Source organism: Bradyrhizobium sp. TM102 (assembly GCF_009176685.1).
Taxonomy (GTDB): Bacteria; Pseudomonadota; Alphaproteobacteria; order Rhizobiales; family Xanthobacteraceae; genus Bradyrhizobium; species Bradyrhizobium ottawaense.
The window spans coordinates 2,921,436-2,942,021 of the sequence record NZ_AP021855.1 but is presented as its reverse complement, the minus strand read 5'-3'; the positions used below and the strand labels follow the sequence as shown (position 1 = coordinate 2,942,021).

Below are 20,586 nucleotides of genomic sequence, written 5' to 3'. Positions count from 1 at the left end.
GAGACCCGCATGAACGCCGCCTCCTACGTCATCCCGCTTCCGCCCCAGGCTTCGCTTCCCGTCGTCGGCGAAAGCGGCCGTTATCCGGTGCGCCGCATCTGGTGCGTCGGCCGCAACTATCTCGAGCACATCCGCGAGATGGGCAATGACGAGCGCGCCCCGCCGTTCTTCTTCGCCAAGCACGCCGACATGCTGGTGCCCGACGGCGCCACCATTCCTTATCCGCCGCTGACCAAGGATTTGCATCACGAGGTCGAGCTGATCGTCGCGATGAAGAGCGGCGGCCTGAACATTCCCGCCGACAAGGCGCTGGATCACGTCTATGGTTACGCCGTCGGCATCGATCTCACCCGCCGCGACCTCCAGATCGCCTCGCGCAAGAAGGAGCGCCCCTGGGAGATCGGCAAGTCGTTCGACGGCTCCGCGCCGTGCTCCGCCATTCAGCCGGCCTCCAAGATCGGCCATCCCGCCAAGGGCAAGATCTGGCTGACGGTCAACGGCAAGGAGGCTCAGAAGGGCGACCTGACCGAGCTGATCTGGAACGTGCCCGAGATCATCTGGCAGCTCTCGCAGCAGGTGAAGCTCGCCGCCGGCGACATCATCATGACGGGCACCCCCGCCGGCGTGTCGCAGCTCCAGCCCGGCGACAAGCTCGAATGCGGCGTCGACGGCGTCGGCACGCTGAAGGTGAGCATCGGCCAGCCGGAATAGGCCCGATGCGTAGGACGGATTAGCGAAAGCGTAATCCGTCACCTTCGCGCGGCCATCACCAGTTGATTGCTGTTATTGCTGAACGGCGGATTACGCTTCGCTAATCCGCCCTGCGTATCCAAAATCAAGGCCCCGGTCGCATCCGGGGCCTTTCGCGTTTTCTACCAGGCCTTCACCGGCCGATTGGCGTGGCTCACTTGCGGCACACCGCGATTGAGCGACATGTGCGAATGCACGCACAGCCACCCGTCACCGTTCCACGTGAACACCATCGTCGCCCGGCCGGGGCGCGCAAACGCGCTGCCGTCGGGATGATATCCCGTGCTCGTCCACGGCGCGATCACCGTCGCCATCGTGCCGTCGCGGGATGCCAGGACCGAGGTCTGATCGAGCACGAAACGAAAGTCGGTCGTCTTCGGCCAGACGTTGTCCCATTGCGTCGTGACCCACTGATCGAGGCCGGGGATGACGTCGTTATGCGTGCCGAAGGCAAGCACATCTGGATGGAAGAGCGGCCGCGCCGCGGCGTAGTCGACCTCGCGGACGTAGCCCGCGAAGGTGTCCAGCCACGCCAGGAAGAACTGCTTCGTCGCGCTGTCGGCGGTCGGCAAGAGGGCCATCACCTGCTCCATCTTCGGCTACCTCGATCACGGCAAGCTTTGTTGCCATGGGACAGACCTTCCAGCAAGATATGGACTTCGAGAGCACCCCGGCGGAGATCGACCGGCCGGCCTGATTTCATGGAGCCAGACTCATGAGACGCCTTCTCCTGCTTGCGGCCACGCTTGTCGTCACCTGCAACGCTGCCAGCGCGCAGTCCAGCAAGCCCTATGCCGGCCTCGAGCAGCGTCTGATCAAGGCGCTGTCGCACCAGCAGGTCGACGATCTCCAGAGCGGACGCGGCATGGGCCTGGCGCTTGCCGCTGAACTGAATGGATATCCCGGTCCCAGTCACGTTCTCGAGCTCGGGGATCGGCTCGAGCTGACCGGCGATCAGCGCGCCGAAATTCAGCACCTCTTCGATTCGATGAAGCAAGAGACGGTCCCGCTGGGCAACAAGCTCGTCGAACAAGAGAGGGAATTGGACAACCTGTTCTCTGCCCGTGCCGTGACGCCGGAGTCGCTTAAGGCGACCATCGTCGCCATTTCGGAAACGCAGGGCCGGCTCCGCGAGAGCCACCTCAAATATCACCTGTCGACCGCGGCCTTGCTCAATCAGAGCCAAATGCAAAGATACGCCGAGCTGCGAGGCTATCAGCATCCTGATAGCTCCGCAGGGCGCAAACACCATCACTAGACGCGCTCGGGATTACCGCAGAAGTCGTAGGGCGGATTAGCGTAGCGTAATCCGCCAACGCATCGTGCCACACTTGACGTAGTACCGAAAACACGATGAGGCCGAGGATCAGCGCCGCTACGCCGAAACCAGCCGGCTACGCCCGCGTCAGCGCCTGCAGACCCTTGAAGGTCAGGCGTTTGGGGTCGGTCACCCCGGCGAGATAGAGCTGGCGGATGAAGGCTACGACAGCGTTGCGGTCGCAATTGGTCAGCGCGACGACGGCGTCGACCGCGATCTTCTGGGCTTCCATTAGGCTCACCTCGGCCTTGCGAGTAACCCCGGCCGAGACAGGCTAGGAGTCCGCGGTTAATCCGGCGTTAACCGTTTGGACAGAGTGGCCGATTCACGCCGACGACCGAATACGCAAAACAACGCATTGGCGGCAGCGATGCTCAGGGTGCATCGACGCTCTTCTTGAGCTGCGCAAAGTGCTTTTTCAGCCGCGGCACGGCAAAGTCGGTGAAGGCCCGCACCTTCGGCACCGAGAGCCGGCCCTGCGGGCAGATCAGGTGCGCAGGCATCTCCGGATCCTTCTCGGCGGCCAGCACGATCTCGAGCTCGCCGCGCGCAACCTGCTCGGCCACCTGGTACGAATACATCCGCGCGACGCCGCGGCCGGCAACGGCGGAGGCTACGGCCGCGTAAGTGCTGTTGACGATGAAACGCGGCGTGAACTGGACCGTACGCGGCACCGACCCACCGGCCTGCGGCGCGAAGGTCCAGGAATTGGGCAGATGGGCCATCGCCACGATCTGATGCTTGGCGAGATCGCCGGGCTCGGTGATGCGGGGATGCTGCTTCAGATAGCGCGGGGCTGCCACGACCACGCGGCTGATCTCGCCGACCCGCATTGCCACCATCGCCGAATCCGCGAGGGGGCCGATGCGAAGCGCGATGTCGATGCCCTCCTCGATCAGATTGACCGCGCGATCGAACAGCAGCAGCTTGGCCGACACCGTCGGACAGGCATCGAGAAACGCGTCCAGGATCGGCCGCAGCACCATCTCGCCCGACACCACGGGAGCGGTGATCGTGAGCAGGCCGCGCGGCGCCGACCGCGGTCCGGCCGCGATGTCGTCGGCCTCCTCCAGCTCGGTGAGCACGCGGCGGCAGATCGCGACATAGCGCTCGCCATCCTCACTGAGCTTGATCGAGCGCGTCGTCCGGTGCAGCAGCTCCGCGCCGACCCGTTCCTCGAGAAAGGCGATGGCGCGGCTCACCGCCGCCGGCGAGCGGCCGAGCTTGCGGCCGGCGGCAGCCAGGCTGCCTTCGTCCACCGCAAGGACGAACACTTTCATCGCATCCAGACGATCCATGCCTTCCCCGCCGCCCCTCAGATTCCGGCCGCAGGCTAGGCGTTCCCCTCCGCGGCGACAACCGTCGGCAGGCGCCGACCCGGCATTCGTTCGCGCCGCGAAAGAGTGTCTGCCGGACGGAGTGTATTCGCAGCCGGGCTGCCCCGGCCTACCTCACCACCCAAGCCAGCCGAGCGCTGGCGCAGGTTCTCAAGGCCAACAACAGGAGCCCGTTATGGGTATCGAGCAGAAAGTCGCCATCATCACCGGTGCTTCGCAGGGCATCGGCGCCGCCCTGGTCCAGGGTTTTCGGGACCGCAGCTATCGCGTCGTCGCAACCGCACGCTCCATCAAGCCGTCAGGCGACGACGACGTCCTCGCCGTGGCCGGCGACATCGCCGACCGGAGCACCGCCGAGCGTGTGGTTTCGCAGGCCGTCGCCCGCTTCGGGCGCGTCGACACGCTGGTCAACAATGCCGGCATCTTCGTCGCAAAGCCGTTCACGCAGTACACGGCCGAGGATTACGCGGCGGTGATGGGCACCAACGTCGCGGGCTTCTTCCACATCACGCAGCTCGCCATCGCCGAGATGGAGAAGCAGGGTTCGGGCCACGTCGTCCAGATCACGACCACGCTGACCGATCAGGCCAATTCGAACGTACCCTCGGTACTGGCCTCGCTGAGCAAGGGCGGCCTCAACGCCGCGACCAAGTCGCTCGCGATCGAATATGCCAGGCGCGGCATTCGCGTGAACGCTGTCTCGCCAGGGATCATCAAGTCGCCGATGCACCCGGCGGCGACCCATGCCCAGCTCAGCGCGCTGCACCCGGTCGGTCACATGGGCGAGATGTCCGACATCGTCGGTGCCGTCCTTTACCTCGAGGGCGCCTCCTTCGTCACGGGCGAGATCCTGCATGTCGACGGCGGCCAGAGCGCCGGCCACTGAGCGTGGGAGGAGATCCACAATGCCCATCGTCACCATTCAAGTGACCCGCGAAGGAACGACGCCAGGGGCGGCGTCGCTCACCGCGGAGGAGAAAGCCGCACTGATCAAGGGGTCGAGCCAGCTGCTGCTCGACGTGCTCGGCAAGCCGCTCGATTCCACCTTCGTCGTGATCGAGGAAGTCGACACCGACAATTGGGGCTGGGGCGGCCTGCCCGTGCCGGAGTTCCGGCGGCGCCGCGCCGCCCAGACAGGATGATCCGCGCGCGATCGCGCGCGCACGAGGGTGACATGACCAACGCAGATCTGAAACCACACGCCGGGGCTCGGCCACATCCGAGGCCAGTATCGGCCTCACGAGAGACCTCGTCAAAGCAGCACTCTTCGCAGCGGACCTGGCGATATGCGGCGGCGGGATTGTCCGCTTCGCTGGTCGGACTCGGCCTCGCCCGCTTTTCCTACACGCCGCTGATCCCGGCCCTGATCGCGGCAAAATGGTTCAGCGCATCGGATGTCGTCTATCTCGGCGCTGCGAACCTCGCCGGTTATCTCGCGGGCGCGCTCGCGGCACGGAGTGTCGCCAGCCGCATCGGCGCGGTTCGCGCGTTGCGGGCGATGATGCTGCTTGCCACCCTCTCCTTTTTCGCCAGCTCATCGCCGGTGTCGTTCACGTGGTTCTTCGCCTGGCGCTTCCTCTCCGGCCTCACCGGCGGAATCATCATGGTGCTGGCGGCCTCCGTCATTCTGCCGCACACCTCAGCAGCAAGGCGTGGCATCGTCGGCGGCGTGATCTTTGCCGGCGTCGGCCTCGGCGTCGCCGCATCGGGCACGCTGGTGCCGCTGCTGCTGCAACAGGGCCTGCAGCAGAGCTGGTATGGGCTCGGCGTGCTCTCCGCCCTGCTCACGCTCGCGAGCTGGTGGAACTGGCCCGCCGAAGCGAAGAGCGACACTCCGCTTTCTCAAACCAAGCCCCGTCAAACCTCGGCCATCGCCGGCACGCTGCTGATCCAGTACGGCCTCAACGCGGTGGCGTTGGTACCGCACATGGTCTTCATCGTCGATTTCGTGGCGCGCGGCCTCGGCCAGGGCATTGCCGCGGGATCGCGCTATTGGGTGCTGTACGGTCTCGGCGCCATCGTCGGCCCGCTCGTCACCGGCCATCTCGGTGACCGCGCCGGGTTCGGTGCGGCGTTGCGCGCGGCCTTTCTGATCGAGGCGGCCGCCGTGCTGCTGCCGACCGTCAGCACCGCACCTCTTTCCCTGATCGTATCGAGCCTCGTGGTCGGCGGCTTCACGCCGGGCATCGTGCCACTGGTGCTCGGACGTATCCATGAACTCGTTCCGCACTCTGCCGAGCAGCAGCGCGCGACATGGAGCCATGCCACCACCAGCTTTGCACTGTTCCAGGCCGCGGCCGCTTACGGCTTCTCCTGGATCTACGCGCAGACCGGCGGCGATTATCCGGTGCTGTTCGCACTCGGCGGCGGCGCGGTGGGGCTGGCGCTCGCGATCGACCTTGCACTGGCACTTGCCACACGCAAGGCATAACTCCAGGCGGCGATGCGTTCAGGAATATCGCATCACGCCGTCGTCGATCCGGCCGAAGCGCAGGGAGACGATGTCGAGCGCGTAGTTCTGGTACAGCCGCCACGGCTGCTTCGAGCCCTGCTTCGGCATCTTGGCGACCGAGCGCTGCACATATCCCGAGGTGAAGTCCAGCGACGGCTGCGCGGTGATTTCGGGATCGTCGTTATGCGGCATGCACTGGCGGAAATTGTGCCGGTCCATGTAATTGATGAGACGGCAGACATATTCGCAGGTGAGATCGCATTTCAGCGTCCAGGACGCATTGGTGTAGCCGAAGGCCGAGGCCATGTTGGGCACGTCGGCATACATCATGCCCTTGTAGGTCAGCGTATTGGCGAAATCCACGGCACGGCCGTCGACACTGACGTCGAGACCGCCGACGACCTGGAGCACCAGCCCGGTCGCCGTCACGATGATGTCGGCGGCAAGCTCGCTGCCATCCTTCAGGCGAATCCCGTCCCGCGTGAACGTGTCGATCTCGCTGGTGACGACGGAGGCGCGCTGCTCGCGGATCGCCTTGAACAGGTCGCCGTCAGGCACGAGGCACAGCCGCTGGTCCCAGGGATTGTAGCGCGGCGTGAAATGGGTGGCGACGTCGTAGTCCGGGCCAAGCGCCATCTGCACGCCCTTGAGGACGAGCTCCTTGACCTTCGCAGGCCGGCGCCGGCTGAGCTGGAAGAAGAACATCCCCCACATCACGTTGCGCCAGCGGATGACATGATAGGCAAGCCGCGTCGGCAGATTACGGCGGATCTTGTTGGCGACGGGATCCTGCGCAGGGCGCGACACCACGTAGGTCGGCGAGCGCTGCAGCATGGTGACCTGCGCCGCCTTCTTGGCGAGCTCCGGCACCAGCGTCACCGCGGTCGCGCCCGAGCCGATCACTACGACGCGCTTGCCCGCGTAGTCGATGTCCTCGGTCCATTTCTGCGGATGGACGATGCGGCCGGCGAAATCAGCGGCGCCCTTGAACTCCGGCGTGTAGCCCGCCTCGTATTTGTAATAGCCCGAGCACAGAAATAAGAAATTGCAGATGAAGCACACCAGCTCGGTCGCGCCCTCGCCCGAGATGCGCTCGGCCTCAATGGTCCAGCGCGCGTCCGGCGTCGACCACGAAGCCCGTTTGACGCGATGGCGGAAGCGGATGTGCTTCTCGATGCCGTTCTCGGCCGCGGTCTCGCGCACATAGTTCAGGATCTGCGGCCCATCCGCGATCGCCTTCGGATCGGTCCACGGCTTGAACGAATAGCCGAGCGTGAACATGTCGCTGTCGGAGCGGATGCCGGGATAGCGGAACAGATCCCAGGTGCCGCCGATGCAGTCGCGCCCCTCCAGGATGAGGTAGCTCTTGGTGGGACACTTGGTCTGAAGATGATAGCCCGCGCCGATGCCTGACAGGCCGGCACCGACGATGATGACGTCGAGATGTTCTGCGGCTTCGGCCATGGCGCTCTCCCTGGGCACAGCATGGGCAGCGCCGCGCCGAATTGCAACCGTCAGGAGATGGTCACACTGTAGACCCAGGCGGTGTCGAAATCCTCGTGGAATCCACCGCCTTCCCGTCCTGGAAGCGCCAGAAAACGAACTTCGGCGTCTTCGCGACCTTTTTGGTCTTCTTTGGTCTACGCGCATTCCCAGCGCGCGCCAACGACGTCGCCCCGCGCACGGCTCCAAGGCATTGGCTCGCTCGGAACCGGCTCCAACCGCGGAGCGGCTGGAACGTGTATCACGGCAAACGACAGACTAATCCGGCGATCGAGTCGGCCTTTTGCTAGTAGAACTACTTTATATTCCCTTCCATTGCGGGTAGTACTTCGACCGCTTGAACGACCTGCGCTGGGAGCACCGTGAAATGTCGGTCCAGGCCTATTCGCCGTTTCGCGCTAATCTGATCACGCCGTCAGACCTCAGACGGCTCAATGAGATAAGACCGTGGGTTCCCGTCTTGGCGACGGTGGTCCACTGGACATTGATCGTAGCGGCCTGGACGATGGTCGCGCTGTGGCCGAACTTTGCCACAGCCGTCCTCGCCTTCTTCGTCGTCGGTGTGAATTTCTATGGCCTCTACATCATTATGCATGATGGGCTCCATCGCAGACTCTTTCGATCAGTTACCCTCAATGATCTCTGGAATGATCTGACGATGACCGCCTCGATCGGCGCGATCACGCGGATCAATCGTCGCAACCACATGACGCACCATCATTCGACGTGCCTCGCGGACGACCCCGATCGTTTCAAATATGTGCACGAGGGCAAGGATGTGGTCATCCCCTTCATGGCATTCCTAAGTGGCGTCAGCCCGCTTGTGACGGCCGTCAGGAATGTGTTTTTCAAGCGATCGCCCCACTCCGTCGCTAGTCCCGTCGAACCCTCCGAGCGCTATCGGCTCCGAGACGTCCTTCTTCTGGCCGCCTGGCAACTCGCTCTGATTGGTGGCCTGAGCTATTCGATCGGAGCCTGGGCTTATCCGTGCCTCTGGCTTGCGCCAACCTACGCCCTTGCCTACCGCGCCGATCTCGTGCGCGTATTCTGCGAGCATTCGATGATGATCGCTGATGAAGACGCAGACAGCTCGATGCGATTGATCACCTACGAGAGCAATTGGTTCGAGAAGCTGTTCTTCGCCCCTCACAACATGAACTATCATATGGCTCACCATCTTTGGCCGAGCATCCCGTACTACAACCTGCCCGAGGCTGATCGTCTGATACGCACCTCGGAGATCGCAAGGAAAGGCGACACGCGGCTTGTGTGGCGAAAATCGTATGTCGGCTACCTGATCTCGTATGCCAATTGGCGGCGGAGCAACGCCGCAATTGTCATGCCCGAGCAATCCCATGCTTGAGCGAGGCATTGGTCTTCCGCCGAACTACGATACGAACGCACCACTGATCGAGACGGTGCGCGTCAGTCATTGTCCCGTTTGCGGGTCCGATCATCGGCGCGAATATGCGCACGGGTTCGATTATGAAATCGAGACGTGCCGCAATCTTTGGACCTTTTTCCAGTGCACCGAGTGTGAAGCGGTCTGGATCGATCCGCGACCGGCAAACGGTGAGCTGTCCACGATCTATCCGCCAACCTACTATGCCTACGATATGTCGGAAAAGCTGCCGGCCGTCATTCTCAAAGGCAAGGCGATGCTCGATCGCATCAAGCTTGCCGGGATCACCAAGCGGATGGAGAAAAAACCGACCAGCTATCTGGACGTCGGCTGCGGCGATGGCCGCTATCTCTACCAGTTCGCGGAACGGGGGATGTCGCGGGACCGCATCTATGGCATGGACTTGCCCTCGCCGGCGCTGCCCAAGCTTCAGAGTGACGGGTTCAGGGTTTGGGCGGGACGCGTCGAGGACTGCACCGAGATCGAACCGGGCACGATCGATCTCATCACGATGTTTCACGTGATCGAACATGTGGAAGATCCGATCGCCGTGATGCGCAAGTTAACGGAGTGGCTATCTCCTGGCGGAGTCCTGGCGCTCGAGACTCCGAACACCGACTCGATCGATCGCCGGCTCTTCTCCAATGGCTGGTGGGGCGGTCTTCATATTCCCCGGCATTGGACCCTCTTTAACAGCAAGAGCATCGGGCGGGCGGTCGAGAAGGCCGGACTGGAGCCAGCGGGCATTTTCTACCAGACCGGACATTCCTTCTGGCTTCACTCGTTCCGCCATGGCTTGCGCTACAACACGGTCCTGCCGATGCCGAAGCTTGCGGAATGGTTCAATCCGATGAAGTCACGCCTCCCGTTGATGGCGATCACAGGCTTTGAGTTGCTTCGTCGCACGCTTGGCGCAAGGACTTCGGCCATGCTGGTCCTTGCGCGCAAGCCTGGAGGTCCGCCGGTCGCGTGACCGACAACAGCGTGAGGCCGAAAAAAAGCCCCGGATTGCTCCGGGGCTTCGTGCGTTCTTGACGCGCGCTGCGCCTCAGTAGCGGTAGTGGTCCGACTTGTACGGGCCTTCCTGCTTCACGCCGATATAGTCGGCCTGGTCCTTGCGCAGCTCGGTGAGCTTGACGCCGATCTTGGCGAGGTGCAGGCGCGCGACCTTCTCGTCGAGCGACTTCGGCAGCACGTAGACTTCCTTCTTGTACTTGCCGTCCTTGTTATTGGCGAACAGCTCGATCTGCGCCAGGGTCTGGTTGGTGAAGGAGGCCGACATCACGAAGGACGGATGGCCCATCGCGTTGCCGAGGTTCACGAGGCGGCCTTCCGACAGCATGATGATGCGGTGCTTGTCCGGAAATTCGATCTCGTCGACCTGCGGCTTGATGTTGGTCCACTTCAGGTTACGCAGACCCGCGATCTGGATCTCGTTGTCGAAGTGACCGATGTTGCAGACGATGGCGCGATCCTTCATCGCGCGCATGTGTTCGATGGTGATGATGTCCTTGTTGCCGGTCGCGGTGACAAAGATGTCGGCGCGGGGAGCTGCGTCTTCCATGGTCACGACTTCGTAGCCTTCCATCGCGGCCTGCAGCGCGCAGATCGGATCGACTTCCGACACCATCACGCGGCAGCCGGCCTGGCGCAGCGAGGCGGCCGAACCCTTGCCGACGTCGCCGAAGCCGGCGACCATCGCAACCTTACCCGACATCATCACGTCGGTGCCGCGGCGGATGCCGTCGACCAGCGATTCACGGCAGCCATAGAGATTGTCGAACTTCGACTTGGTGACGCTGTCGTTGACGTTGATGGCGGGCCACAGCAGCGTGCCGGCCTTCTGCATGTCATAGAGACGATGCACGCCCGTGGTGGTCTCTTCGGACACGCCCTTGATGCTCTTGGCGATCTCGGCGAAGTAGCCCTTGGGCTTTTCCTTGAGCTGCTTCTTCAGCAGCGCGAAGAAGACTTCCTCTTCTTCCGAACCCGGCTTGTCCAGGAACGCAGCGTCGCCGTTCTCGGCGCGCAGACCGAGATGGACGTACATGGTGGCGTCACCACCGTCGTCGAGGATCATGTTCGGGTGACCGCCGCCGTGCCAGTCGAACAGTTTTGCGGTGTAGTCCCAGTACTCGGTCAGCGTCTCGCCCTTGACGGCGAAGACGGGAATGCCGGCGGCCGCGATCGCGGCCGCAGCGTGGTCCTGCGTCGAATAGATATTGCAGGAGACCCAGCGAATGTCGGCGCCGAGGGCGGCCAGCGTCTCGATCAGCACGCCGGTCTGGATCGTCATGTGCAAGGAGCCGGCGATGCGCGCGCCCTTCAGCGGCTGCTTCGGGCCGTACTCTTCGCGGGTGGCCATCAGACCGGGCATCTCGGTCTCGGCGAGCGAGAGCTCCTTGCGGCCGAAATCGGCGAGCGAAATGTCCTTGACGATGTAATCGGTGAAGCCGGGCTTCGCGTTCATTGGAGGTTCCTGTTTGTTTGGCTCGTCATTCCGGACCCGCTCGCGAAACGAGCGAACCCGGAATCAGGCAGTTCGAGATTCCGGGTTCGCCGCTATTGCGGCGCTCCGGAATGACGCAAATAAATCAGAGCGCGCGCTTGAGCTGCTCGACGAGGTCGGTCTTCTCCCAGGAGAAGCCGCCCTCGTTGTCGGGCGTGCGGCCGAAATGGCCGTAGGCCGAGGTGCGCGCGTAGATCGGGCGATTGAGGTCGAGATGGCTGCGGATGCCACGGGGCGTCAGATCCATCGCCTGCGCCGCCGCCTTCTCGAGCTGCTCCTCCGGCACCTTACCGGTGCCGTGGGTGTCGATGTAGATCGACAGCGGCCGCGCCACGCCGATGGCGTAGGCGAGCTGGAGCGTGCAGCGGTCGGCAAGGCCGGCGGCAACGATGTTCTTGGCGACGTAGCGCGCAGCATAAGCCGCGGAGCGGTCGACCTTGGTCGGATCCTTGCCGGAGAACGCGCCGCCGCCATGCGGGGCCGCGCCACCATAGGTGTCGACGATGATCTTACGGCCAGTCAGGCCGGAGTCACCATCGGGACCGCCGATGAAGAACTTGCCGGTCGGGTTGATGTGCCAGATCGTCTTCGGCGTGATCCAGTCCTTCGGCAGCGCCTCGCGCACATAGGGCTCGACGATGTCGCGAATCTGCTTGGACGAGATGTCCTCGACCAGGTGCTGATGCGAAACCACGATCTCGCGCACGCCGACCGGCTTGCCGTTCTCGTACTGCACGGTGACCTGGCTCTTGGAGTCCGGACCGAGCACCTTCTCCTTGCCGGAGTGACGGGCTTCGGAGATCAGGCGAAGGATCTTGTGGGCGTAGAAGATCGGCGCCGGCATCAGATCTGGCGTCTCGTTGGTGGCGTAACCGAACATGATGCCCTGGTCGCCCGCGCCCTCTTCCTTGACCTCGCCCGGCTGCAGCGCATCAACGCCCTGGGCGATGTCGGCCGACTGCGGATGCAGGAGGATCTCGATGTCGCAGGTCTTCCAGTGGAAGCCTTCCTGCTCGTAGCCGATGTCCTTGATCGCACCGCGGACGACGCCCTCGATCTGCTCGTTGGTCACCGACTTCGGACCGCGGGTCTCACCGGCGATCACCACCTTGTTGGTGGTCGCCAGGGTCTCGCAGGCGGCGCGGATCTGCCAGGGGTCGATGCCGGCCTTCGGCCCTTCGCGGTAGAACAGATCGACGATCTCGTCGGAGATCCGGTCGCACACCTTGTCCGGATGGCCCTCGGACACGGACTCGCTGGTGAAGAGATAGGACGCGCGCATCAGTAACCCCTTGTTCCGCCGCTAAACCGGCGGGCGTTTGCGATGTTTACCTGTGGATGATGTCAATCACGCCGGCGCGAGATGACGTAGGATTCGTCGAGAAACCAGAGCCCATTGTACTTCCGCAGAACGTCCCTGGCGGCATCCAGAGTGCGGCCGTTTTGAGTCATTTCTGTCAACCGGTCGTCCTCAATCTGAGCGACATACACCGCCGCATTCCACGCTGCAAAGGCTGTCGAGGTTCCGATGGTGCCGGTTACCTCGTTGGGCAGCGCTTCCATATCATACCTGAAGATCGAGCGGTTATCCGCATATGCATTAAAATTTAAGTCGCGGCCCAACGAGCCAAGTTCATACTTAACGGCGCGCAATAGCTCATGACGGCTCACGGCGAAAGGATTTTCTCCTGGCCAGATCGCCTGGATCATTTCCATGCCCGGATCCTGGCCGTGGGAGTGGATTCCGATCAGCCGGCCTCCCGGCCGAAGTGCCCGGGCCAGGGGCGCGATGATCCGCTTTGCCCGGAAATTGACCGAGGACAGGGCGCGGTAGGGCTGGGATGCGATGACGAGGTCGAAATTGGCCTCGGTCTGGCCCGGCCGCGGAATGGTCGAATCCAGCAAGAACCTGTGGTCCTCGCGATACAGCACCAGGACGACCGGCCGTTCGTACAGCGGCATGGCCGTGCGTGGGCTGATCGCGGCGCGCCAGTTCTGCTCCAGGAACGGTCTCAGCTCCGCGATCTGCTGCTCGAACTCACCTGAAGAGGCGCCCCGCAGCGGGACCTCGTGCCAGACGGTCGCAGCCGCCGCCGCCGGCGATGCCGGCGTCAGCCAGGGCGCCTCCGAGTAGAACATGTTGGTGAAGACGAAAACCGACGCGGGATGCTCGAAAATGCGGTCCGGCACCTTCTCCAGCGTCAGGCGCAGGTCTTCCAGGCTGAGCTCCTTGCCGGCGACGTAGAACGGCATGTGCGGGTAGCGCTGATGCGTCGCGCGCAGCACCCGCGCCAACACCGTGCCGTCGCCCACGCCGGCGTCGAACACGCGCAAGGCCGGTGGGCGCGGATGGATGGAGGAAAGCTCCAGTGCGACCCTGTCGGCGACCACCCGCTTCTCGCTGCAGGTGTGGACGAACAGCAGGTACTTCTGGCGATTCTCGAAGAAACGGAAATTGCCGCGTGGATCGCGCTTTTCGGGCGGCACCTGAAGCCCGCGCGGCGGCGGCACGCCGCCGGCCATCGATGCCGCCATATAGGCCTGGATCCGGTCCAGCGTATCGATGGTGATGCGCTTGCCCTCGCGCAGGCGATGCACCAGCTTCCCATCGTTCACCGCCCGCCGGCCGAACGTCGATTCCGCCATGTCCGCCTTGCGGCAGAACTCCGTGATCTGGCTCAGGATTTCGTCGTTTTTCATGGGTGGGACGCGGTGGGCAGAAAAGTTGGGCTTCGCCTCCTAGCAAAATCTGCCCACTAAGGGAATAGAGGATCAAGGCGTCTCCCCACCGTTCGCGCCGCCGCTAGCGTGAACCCATGCACCCCGCCGGGCAACAAACAGGCGCTTCTCTCCGATGGGGCCATCGCCATGCGCCGCCTGCTCGTCGCGCTCAGCCTGCTCGCCGTAACCCTGTGGTCCGCGCCCGCTGTCGCGCAGGCGCGCAGCCAGCTTGGGCCGCTCTGCACCACCGACACGACGCCAGCGGACAAGATGATCGACGCCTGCAACAAGATCATCGCCTTGAAGGTGTTTCGAGGCGAGCAGCTTGCGACGATCCATTTCTGGCGCGCGGTGGGCTGGAACAAGAAGGGCGACTACGCAAAAGTCATCACCGACGCCACCGAAGCGATCCGGCTCCAGCCGAGCCAGGCGGCCTATAATCTCAGGGGCTCGGCCTATTACGATAAGGGCGACTACGACATCGCGATCGCCGATTTCGACGACGCGCTGAAACTCGGACCGCCCAGCGGCATCATCTTCCACAATCGCGGCAACGCCTGGCGCGGCAAGCACGACTATGCCAAGGCCATTGCCGATTACGACATGTCGATCAAGGCCGATCCGAAATCGGCGTTCTCGTTCCAGAACCGCGGCATCTCGAAACAGGCGCTCGGCGATCTCGACGACGCTCTCGCCGACATCAACCAGGCGATCCGGTTAGACCCCTCGCTGCCGCAGCCGCTGTTCAACCGCACCGCGATCTGGCGCGCCAAGGGCGATCTCGATCGCGCCATCGCCGACGGCAGCGAGGCGATCCGGCTCGCCAGGGACAAACCGCCGGCCAACATCATGACGCCGCCGAACAGCGTGCTGATCTCCGGCTACACCCATCGCGCGCTGGCCTATGAAGCGAAGGGTGACTACGCAAGCGCGCGCGAGGACTACAAGGCGGCGCTCGCGGTCGTGGCGTCGGACGCCGGCAGCAAGGCCAATCAGGCCACCGCAAAGGTGCGGCTCTCGCTCGTCACCGAAGCGCCCGCACCGGTCCCGCGCGACGCGCCGATGTCGATCGCGCAGCAGCCCAGCACGCCGTCACAGCAGCAGGCGACCGCGACGCCGGCGCCCTCGCCATCTCCGCTCGCGAGCGGCCGCGGCAAGCGCATGGCGCTGATTATCGGCAACGGCGCCTATCAACACGTCAAGGCACTACCCAACCCGTCCAGCGATGCCCGTGCGGTCGCAAAGAGCCTGCGCGACATCGGCTTCACCGTGTCGGAGGGCGTCGATCTCGACCGTGCCGCGATGCAGAAGATGACGCGCGACTTCCTGCGCGAGGCCGCCCGGGCGCAGGTGGCGGTGGTCTATTATGCCGGCCATGGCGTCCAGGTCGACGGCCGCAACTACCTCATTCCCGTCGACGTCGAACTCAAGCCGGGCACGGGCATGACAGAAGCGATGATCGACATGGACACGATCATGGCCGGCCTCAACGACCAGGTTCGCACCAACATCCTGATCTTCGATGCCTGCCGCAACAATCCCATGGCGCAGCAGGTCGCATCCGCCGGCAGCAGTCGCGGCATCGAGGGCGCTTCGGGTCTCGCTGCACCGACGAGCCTCGGCAGCGGCGCGACGTTAGGGGCCGGCACGCTGATCGCATTCGCGACCGCGCCGGGCCAGGTCGCGCTCGACGGCGAAGGCGCGAATTCGCCGTTCTCCGCCGCGTTGTCTCGCCATCTCGGCACCCCGGGGTTGGAGGTGCAGCAGATGCTGACGCGGGTGCGGGCAGAGGTGGTTTCGAGCACCAAGAACAAGCAGGTGCCGTGGTCGAACTCGTCGCTGCTGGGCGAGGTCTATCTGGCGGAGAAGTGAGATGGTCTCGTGCCCCGGACGCAGCGCAGCGCTTTCCTGGCGATGCGTAGCATCGTCCAGTTCAGCGGTGCGCTGCAGAACCGGGGCCCATTTTCCCGCGGGGGCAGCTCGTTGCTTTCTGGGTCCCGGCTCTGCACCGCAACGCTAAGCGCGTTGCAGCGCGTCCGGGACAGGAGCGAGGCGAGCGCTGCCCGTCAGTTGCCCCACACTTCCTTCGCGATCTCGACCGCAAGGCTCAGCTTCGCCCACTGCTCTTCCTCGGAGAGGACGTTGCCCTCTTCCGTCGAGGCAAAGCCGCATTGCGGCGACAGCGCGAGTTGCTCCAGCGGGGCGAACTTGGCGGCTTCTTCCAGACGGCGCTTGATGTCGTCCTTCTTCTCGAGCTCTCCGAACTTCGAGGTGATGACGCCGACCACGACGACCTTGTTGCCCTTGGGCAGGAAGCGCAGCGGCTCGAAGCCGCCGGCGCGGTCGCTGTCATATTCGAGGAAATAGCCGTCGTAATTGGTGCCGGCGAGCATGGTCTCGGCAACCGGCTCATAGCCGCCCGAAGAAATCCAGGTCGAACGGAAATTGCCACGGCAGACATGCGTCGTCACGACCATGTCGGCGGGCTTCTCGGCCAGCGCGTAGTTGATGATGCGGGCATAGATCTGCTGGAGACCGTCCGGATTGTCGCCGCGCTCGCGCGCCTTCTGCAGTTCATCCTGCGAGCAGAGATAGGCCCACACGGTGTCGTCGAACTGGAGATAGCGGCAGCCGGCATCGTAGAACGCTTTGACGGCTTTCCGGTAGGTCTTGCCGAGGTCTTCGTAGAAGGCCTCAAGATCGGGATAGACGTCCTTGGAAATCGACTTGCGGCCGCCGCGGAAGTGCAGCACTGCCGGCGAAGGTATCGTCATCTTGGCGGTGACGTGGGCCTGGTCGGCGACCTTCTTCAGGAAGCGGAAGTGGTCCAGCATCGGGTGGTCGTCGGGAAAGTCGAGCTTGTCGATCACCCGCACCGCGTCGTGCCGGGTCTGCACGCCTGCGAACTGGATGCCGGTGTCGGGATGAAACAGCTCGCAGCCGGTGAGCTTGGCCAGGAAGTCGAAATGCCACCATGAGCGGCGGAACTCGCCGTCGGTCGCGAGCTTGAGCCCGATCGAGGCCTGCTTGTGCACGACCTTCTCGATCTCCATGTCCTCGATCTTGCGCAGATCGTCGGCCGAGATCTCGCCCTTCTCGAGCCGGCTACGGGCTTCCTTGATCTTGGTCGGACGCAGGAGGCTGCCGACCTCGTCGGCGCGGAAGGGGGCTTTGGTTCGCTGCATGTCTTACTCCCTGGACATTTTAGTTTAGTGAGCCGCCGCCCCGGCGACGCCGAGATGGCGTTCCAGGACCGAGGGGTCGGTTTTCAGCGCGGCGCTCGGAGCATCGTGGACGATCGTCCCGCGCTCCAATATCACAACGCGGTCGGCCAGCCCCAGAATCTTTTGGGCATTCTGTTCGACGATGATCGAGCAGATGCCGCCTGCCCGCGTGATGCTGCCAATCGCCTTCAAGAGCTCCTCGACAATGATGGGGGCAAGGCCCTCTGTCGGCTCGTCCAGCAACAGCACTTTCGGATTGAGGGTGAGCGCGCGGCCGATCGCCAGCATCTGCTGCTCGCCGCCGGAGAGCTGGTTGCCGAAATTGCTCCGCCGCTCCTTCAGCCGCGGGAACATCTCGTAGACCTTCTCGACCGACCAGGGACCGGGCTGCGCCACCGCGGTCATGTTCTCTTCCACAGTGAGCGAGCGAAAGATGTTGCGCTCCTGCGGCACCCAGCCGATGCCGGCGCGCGCCCGCTGGTCAGGCCGGAGCGAAGTGACATCGGTGCCGGCGAGCGCCACGCTGCCTGAGAAGCGGCGGGTGACGCCGACGATCGAATTGATCAGCGTGGTCTTGCCGGTGCCGTTGCGGCCCAGCAGCGCCAGCACCTGGCCCTCGGCGAGGCGCAGGGACATGTTGGGCAGCACCACCGCCTCGCCATAACCGGCGCGCAACGAATCGATCGCGAGCAGGTCAGACATTGACCGCCTCCTCGCCGAGATAGACGGCCTTGACCTGCGGATCGCGCGCGACCTGCTCGGGCGGGCCCTCGGTGAGCAGCGCGCCCGAAACCAGCACGGAGATGCGGTCGGCGAAGGAGAACACGAGGTCCATGTCGTGCTCGATCAACAGCACGGTGACGTCGCGCGGCAGGCTGCCGACGACCGCGAGAATGTCGTGGCGCTCGCTCTCGGGCACGCCGGCGGCGGGCTCATCGAGCAGCAGCACACGCGGCTTGGCGGCGATCGCGACCGCGATCTCGAGCAGGCGCTGCTTGCCGTAGGGCAGCGTCACGGTCTGTTCGTTCATGACGTCGAGCAGGTGGAAGCGCGTGAGCAGATCGGCGATCTCGCCGTTGACGTCGCTGCGCGTGCCCATCCGCCGCCACCAGTCGCCGCCATGCCCGAGCCGCTCGGAAACGGCAAGGCCAATGGTCTCGAGCGGCGTCAGGTCAGGATAGAGCTGGTTGATCTGGAAGGTGCGCGACAGGCCGCGCAGCACACGCTTGTGCACGGGAAGATCGGTGATGTCCTGGCCTTCGAGCAGGATGCGGCCCGAATTCGGCTTGAGCACGCCGGTGAGCTGGTTGATGACCGTGGTCTTGCCGGCGCCGTTCGGGCCAATCAGCGCGTGGCGAGCGCCCTGCTCGATCTTCAAGGACAGGTCGCGGGTGACGCGCAGGCCGCCGAATTGCTTTTCGAGATTTTGGGTTTCGAGCACGATGGTCATGCGTCGCTCTCCGGCACGGCGACGACGGCCTTGCGTCCCGCAATCTGCCTGATGACCAGATTGGGTACGTACAGCACCCAGCGGTGCAGGCGCTGACGGCCGACCAGCACGATCACGACCAGCACGAGACCGATCCAGAATTGCCAGTACTGCGGGGTGATGGTGGAGAACACTTCCTGGAGCATGCGGAAGATCACCGCGCCAACCAGTCCGCCGTAGAGGTAACCGGTGCCGCCGATGACGAGCACCAGCATCAGATCGGCGGAGCGTTCGAAGGCAAACACGTCGAGCGAGGCGATCGCCGTGGTCTGGGTGAACAGCGCGCCCGCGACGCCGGCATAGAACGCCGCGAGCGTGTAGATCGCGATCAGGCGGCGGTTGACGGGAATGCCGATCGCGGCGGCGCGCAGCGGATTGTTCTTGATCGCGCGCAGCGACAGGCCGAACGGCGAATGCACCACGCGGCGGGCGAACAGGAAGAGCAGGAACAGGACAGCCAGCGAATAGAAGAAACCGGCCTTGCCGAACATATCGAAGGGAATCTGGCCGAAGATCGGCTGCATCTCGATGCCCTGCAGGCCGTCGGTACCGCCGGTGATGTTGGAGAAGCGCTCGGCGAGCGCTTCCAGCAGCAGCGCGATGCCGAGTGTCACCATCAGGCGCGTCAGATCGACGCCGCGGATCACCAGGAAACTGGTGGCAAAGCCGAGCACCATCGCGGCCAGGCCAGCGACGATCAGCGCCAACACGGGCTCGTTCACGATACCATGAAGCGCGAGAAGCCCCGCGGCATAAGCGCCGACGCCGAAGAAGGCAGCATGCCCGAGCGAGACGATGCCGGCATAGCCGAGGATGAGATCCAGCGACATCGCAAACAGCGCCAGCCGCAGGATGTCGGTCATGATCAGATAGCGCGTGGGAAATGCAAAGCCGCAGGCCAGCACGATCAGCCAGAAGGCGACTTCGCCGTAGTGCCAGCGCGCCTGGCGCTGGGCGTGATGACCGACGTCGGAGGAAGCACTCATCGGCGAACTCAACGCGCGGCCGTGCGGCCGAACAGGCCGTTCGGACGCCAGATCAGGATCACGATCATCATGGTGTAGATCACGAAGGGGCCCATCTTCGGCACGTAATATTTGCCGGCGACGTCGCCGATACCGAGCAGGAGCGAGGCGAGGAACGGGCCGGTGATCGAGGACGAGCCGCCGACGGTGACCACGATCAGGAAGTAGATCATGAACTTCAGCGGGAAATACGGATCGAGGCCAAGGATCTCAGCGCTCAGTGCGCCGCCGAGGCCGGCAAGCCCGCAGCCAAAGGCAAAGGTGAAGGCGAACACCTGCGGCACGTTGATGCCGAGGCCGCTTGCGGCGCGCGGGTCATCGACGGCGGCGCGCAGGCGGCTGCCGAAGCGGGTCTTGGCCAGCACCATCTGCAGCGCGATGGTGAGCAGGCCGCAGATCACGATGATCATCAGCCGGTAGCGGCCGATGCCGACGCCGAACAGGTCGAACTGCCCCTGAAGTGCCGCCGGCAGGTTGATGAAGACGCGCGAGGAGCCCTGGATATAGTCGACGGCAGCAACCGACATGAAGGTCAGGCCGATGGTGAACAGCACCTGATCGAGATGGCTGCGCGTATAGAGGTGGCGGTACAGCGTCCGTTCGAGCGCGATGCCGATCGCGGCAGAGGAGACGAAAGCGAGCGGGAGCGCTGCGAAGAACGGCCAGCCCATCCGGTTGACCAGCACCATGCAGACATAGCCGCCGGCCATGGCGAAGGCGCCATGGGCGAGATTGACGAAGTTCATCAATCCAAGCGTGACCGCAAGCCCGCACGCGAGCACAAACAGCAGCATGCCGTAGGCAACGCCATCGAACAGGTTGGTGAGGATAGAGGTCATCGTCTCAGCTTAGAGTT

At 64.0% G+C, this 20,586-nt stretch carries 20 protein-coding genes; 8 read left to right on the top strand and 12 right to left on the bottom strand.

The annotated features are described in order from the left end of the window. Positions 1–9 precede the first annotated feature (9 nt). Positions 10–711 (top strand): fumarylacetoacetate hydrolase family protein, encoded by a 702-nt coding sequence (locus tag GDN70_RS13825; RefSeq protein ID WP_028137558.1) that lies wholly within the window; start codon positions 10–12, stop codon positions 709–711. 161 nt (positions 712–872) lie between these two features. Here the strand turns inward: GDN70_RS13825 and GDN70_RS13820 are convergent, their stop codons facing one another. Further along, complete coding sequence (locus GDN70_RS13820; RefSeq protein WP_028143335.1) at positions 873–1,331, bottom strand: nuclear transport factor 2 family protein; 459 nt, start codon at positions 1,329–1,331, stop codon at positions 873–875. Between the two features lie 134 nt (positions 1,332–1,465). Here GDN70_RS13820 and GDN70_RS13815 point away from each other — a divergent pair, with 134 nt between their 5' ends. Then, positions 1,466–2,008, top strand: coding sequence for a Spy/CpxP family protein refolding chaperone (locus tag GDN70_RS13815; RefSeq protein WP_152102669.1), 543 nt, complete (start codon positions 1,466–1,468; stop codon positions 2,006–2,008). Positions 2,009–2,144: 136 nt separating this feature from the next. On the opposite strand, the gene GDN70_RS34930 is transcribed toward GDN70_RS13815, so the two are convergent. Together GDN70_RS34930 and GDN70_RS13810 are read right to left on the bottom strand one after the other, a co-directional pair. Further along, on the bottom strand, positions 2,145–2,300 hold the full coding sequence (locus GDN70_RS34930; RefSeq protein ID WP_162832253.1) for a hypothetical protein: 156 nt from the start codon (positions 2,298–2,300) through the stop codon (positions 2,145–2,147). Positions 2,301–2,442: 142 nt separating this feature from the next. Continuing rightward, positions 2,443–3,366 (bottom strand): LysR family transcriptional regulator, encoded by a 924-nt coding sequence (locus tag GDN70_RS13810; RefSeq protein WP_152102668.1) that lies wholly within the window; start codon positions 3,364–3,366, stop codon positions 2,443–2,445. 214 nt (positions 3,367–3,580) lie between these two features. On the opposite strand from GDN70_RS13810, the gene GDN70_RS13805 reads away from it, so the two are divergent. The 3 genes from GDN70_RS13805 to GDN70_RS13795 are packed head-to-tail and all read left to right on the top strand — an operon-like array spanning position 3,581 to position 5,836. Beyond that, a complete protein-coding gene (locus GDN70_RS13805) occupies positions 3,581–4,291 on the top strand; it encodes an SDR family NAD(P)-dependent oxidoreductase (RefSeq protein WP_152102667.1) in 711 nt (236 codons plus the stop codon). A 19-nt stretch (positions 4,292–4,310) separates the two neighbouring features. Continuing rightward, entirely contained in the window at positions 4,311–4,547 is a 237-nt protein-coding gene (locus GDN70_RS13800; RefSeq protein ID WP_028173203.1) for a 4-oxalocrotonate tautomerase family protein, read from the top strand. 32 nt (positions 4,548–4,579) lie between these two features. Further along, entirely contained in the window at positions 4,580–5,836 is a 1,257-nt protein-coding gene (locus tag GDN70_RS13795; RefSeq protein ID WP_038971772.1) for a YbfB/YjiJ family MFS transporter, read from the top strand. An 18-nt stretch (positions 5,837–5,854) separates the two neighbouring features. Here the strand turns inward: GDN70_RS13795 and GDN70_RS13790 are convergent, their stop codons facing one another. Further along, positions 5,855–7,321 carry an NAD(P)/FAD-dependent oxidoreductase gene (locus tag GDN70_RS13790; protein WP_038971731.1) on the bottom strand — a complete coding sequence of 489 codons (1,467 nt, stop codon included), beginning with the start codon at positions 7,319–7,321 and terminating at the stop codon, positions 5,855–5,857. A 406-nt stretch (positions 7,322–7,727) separates the two neighbouring features. Between GDN70_RS13790 and GDN70_RS13780 the strand changes: the two genes are divergently transcribed. Next, positions 7,728–8,723, top strand: a complete 996-nt coding sequence (locus tag GDN70_RS13780) for a fatty acid desaturase (protein ID WP_152102666.1) — start codon at positions 7,728–7,730, stop codon at positions 8,721–8,723. Continuing rightward, positions 8,716–9,735, top strand: coding sequence for a class I SAM-dependent methyltransferase (locus GDN70_RS13775; RefSeq protein ID WP_028143343.1), 1,020 nt, complete (start codon positions 8,716–8,718; stop codon positions 9,733–9,735). Before GDN70_RS13780 ends, GDN70_RS13775 begins: the two co-directional genes overlap by 8 nt. A 75-nt stretch (positions 9,736–9,810) precedes the next feature. Here the strand turns inward: GDN70_RS13775 and ahcY are convergent, their stop codons facing one another. The 3 genes from ahcY to GDN70_RS13760 all read right to left on the bottom strand — a co-directional run bounded on the left by ahcY (position 9,811) and on the right by GDN70_RS13760 (position 13,971). Continuing rightward, a complete protein-coding gene (gene ahcY, locus GDN70_RS13770; RefSeq protein ID WP_028143344.1) occupies positions 9,811–11,232 on the bottom strand; it encodes an adenosylhomocysteinase in 1,422 nt (473 codons plus the stop codon). Positions 11,233–11,356: 124 nt separating this feature from the next. Further along, entirely contained in the window at positions 11,357–12,553 is a 1,197-nt protein-coding gene (gene metK / locus GDN70_RS13765; protein WP_028143345.1) for a methionine adenosyltransferase, read from the bottom strand. A 62-nt stretch (positions 12,554–12,615) separates the two neighbouring features. Next, a complete protein-coding gene (locus GDN70_RS13760) occupies positions 12,616–13,971 on the bottom strand; it encodes a hypothetical protein (protein ID WP_028143346.1) in 1,356 nt (451 codons plus the stop codon). A 168-nt stretch (positions 13,972–14,139) separates the two neighbouring features. On the opposite strand from GDN70_RS13760, the gene GDN70_RS13755 reads away from it, so the two are divergent. Beyond that, positions 14,140–15,864 (top strand): caspase family protein, encoded by a 1,725-nt coding sequence (locus tag GDN70_RS13755; RefSeq protein ID WP_028143347.1) that lies wholly within the window; start codon positions 14,140–14,142, stop codon positions 15,862–15,864. Positions 15,865–16,058: 194 nt separating this feature from the next. Here the strand turns inward: GDN70_RS13755 and GDN70_RS13750 are convergent, their stop codons facing one another. From GDN70_RS13750 to GDN70_RS13730, 5 genes are read right to left on the bottom strand one after another with little or no spacing between them, the layout of a single operon-like run. Next, a complete protein-coding gene (locus tag GDN70_RS13750; RefSeq protein WP_028143348.1) occupies positions 16,059–17,177 on the bottom strand; it encodes a cobalamin-independent methionine synthase II family protein in 1,119 nt (372 codons plus the stop codon). A 24-nt stretch (positions 17,178–17,201) separates the two neighbouring features. Beyond that, the gene (locus tag GDN70_RS13745) at positions 17,202–17,918 is read right to left on the bottom strand and encodes an ABC transporter ATP-binding protein (RefSeq protein ID WP_028143349.1); all 717 of its coding nucleotides are present in this window, start codon (positions 17,916–17,918) and stop codon (positions 17,202–17,204) included. Further along, positions 17,911–18,666 (bottom strand): ABC transporter ATP-binding protein, encoded by a 756-nt coding sequence (locus tag GDN70_RS13740; RefSeq protein ID WP_028143350.1) that lies wholly within the window; start codon positions 18,664–18,666, stop codon positions 17,911–17,913. The genes GDN70_RS13745 and GDN70_RS13740 overlap by 8 nt, the downstream gene beginning before the upstream one ends. Then, positions 18,663–19,691 (bottom strand): branched-chain amino acid ABC transporter permease, encoded by a 1,029-nt coding sequence (locus tag GDN70_RS13735; protein ID WP_028143351.1) that lies wholly within the window; start codon positions 19,689–19,691, stop codon positions 18,663–18,665. The genes GDN70_RS13740 and GDN70_RS13735 overlap by 4 nt, the downstream gene beginning before the upstream one ends. Positions 19,692–19,699: 8 nt before the next feature. Continuing rightward, a complete protein-coding gene (locus GDN70_RS13730; RefSeq protein ID WP_028143352.1) occupies positions 19,700–20,569 on the bottom strand; it encodes a branched-chain amino acid ABC transporter permease in 870 nt (289 codons plus the stop codon). Positions 20,570–20,586 lie beyond the last annotated feature (17 nt).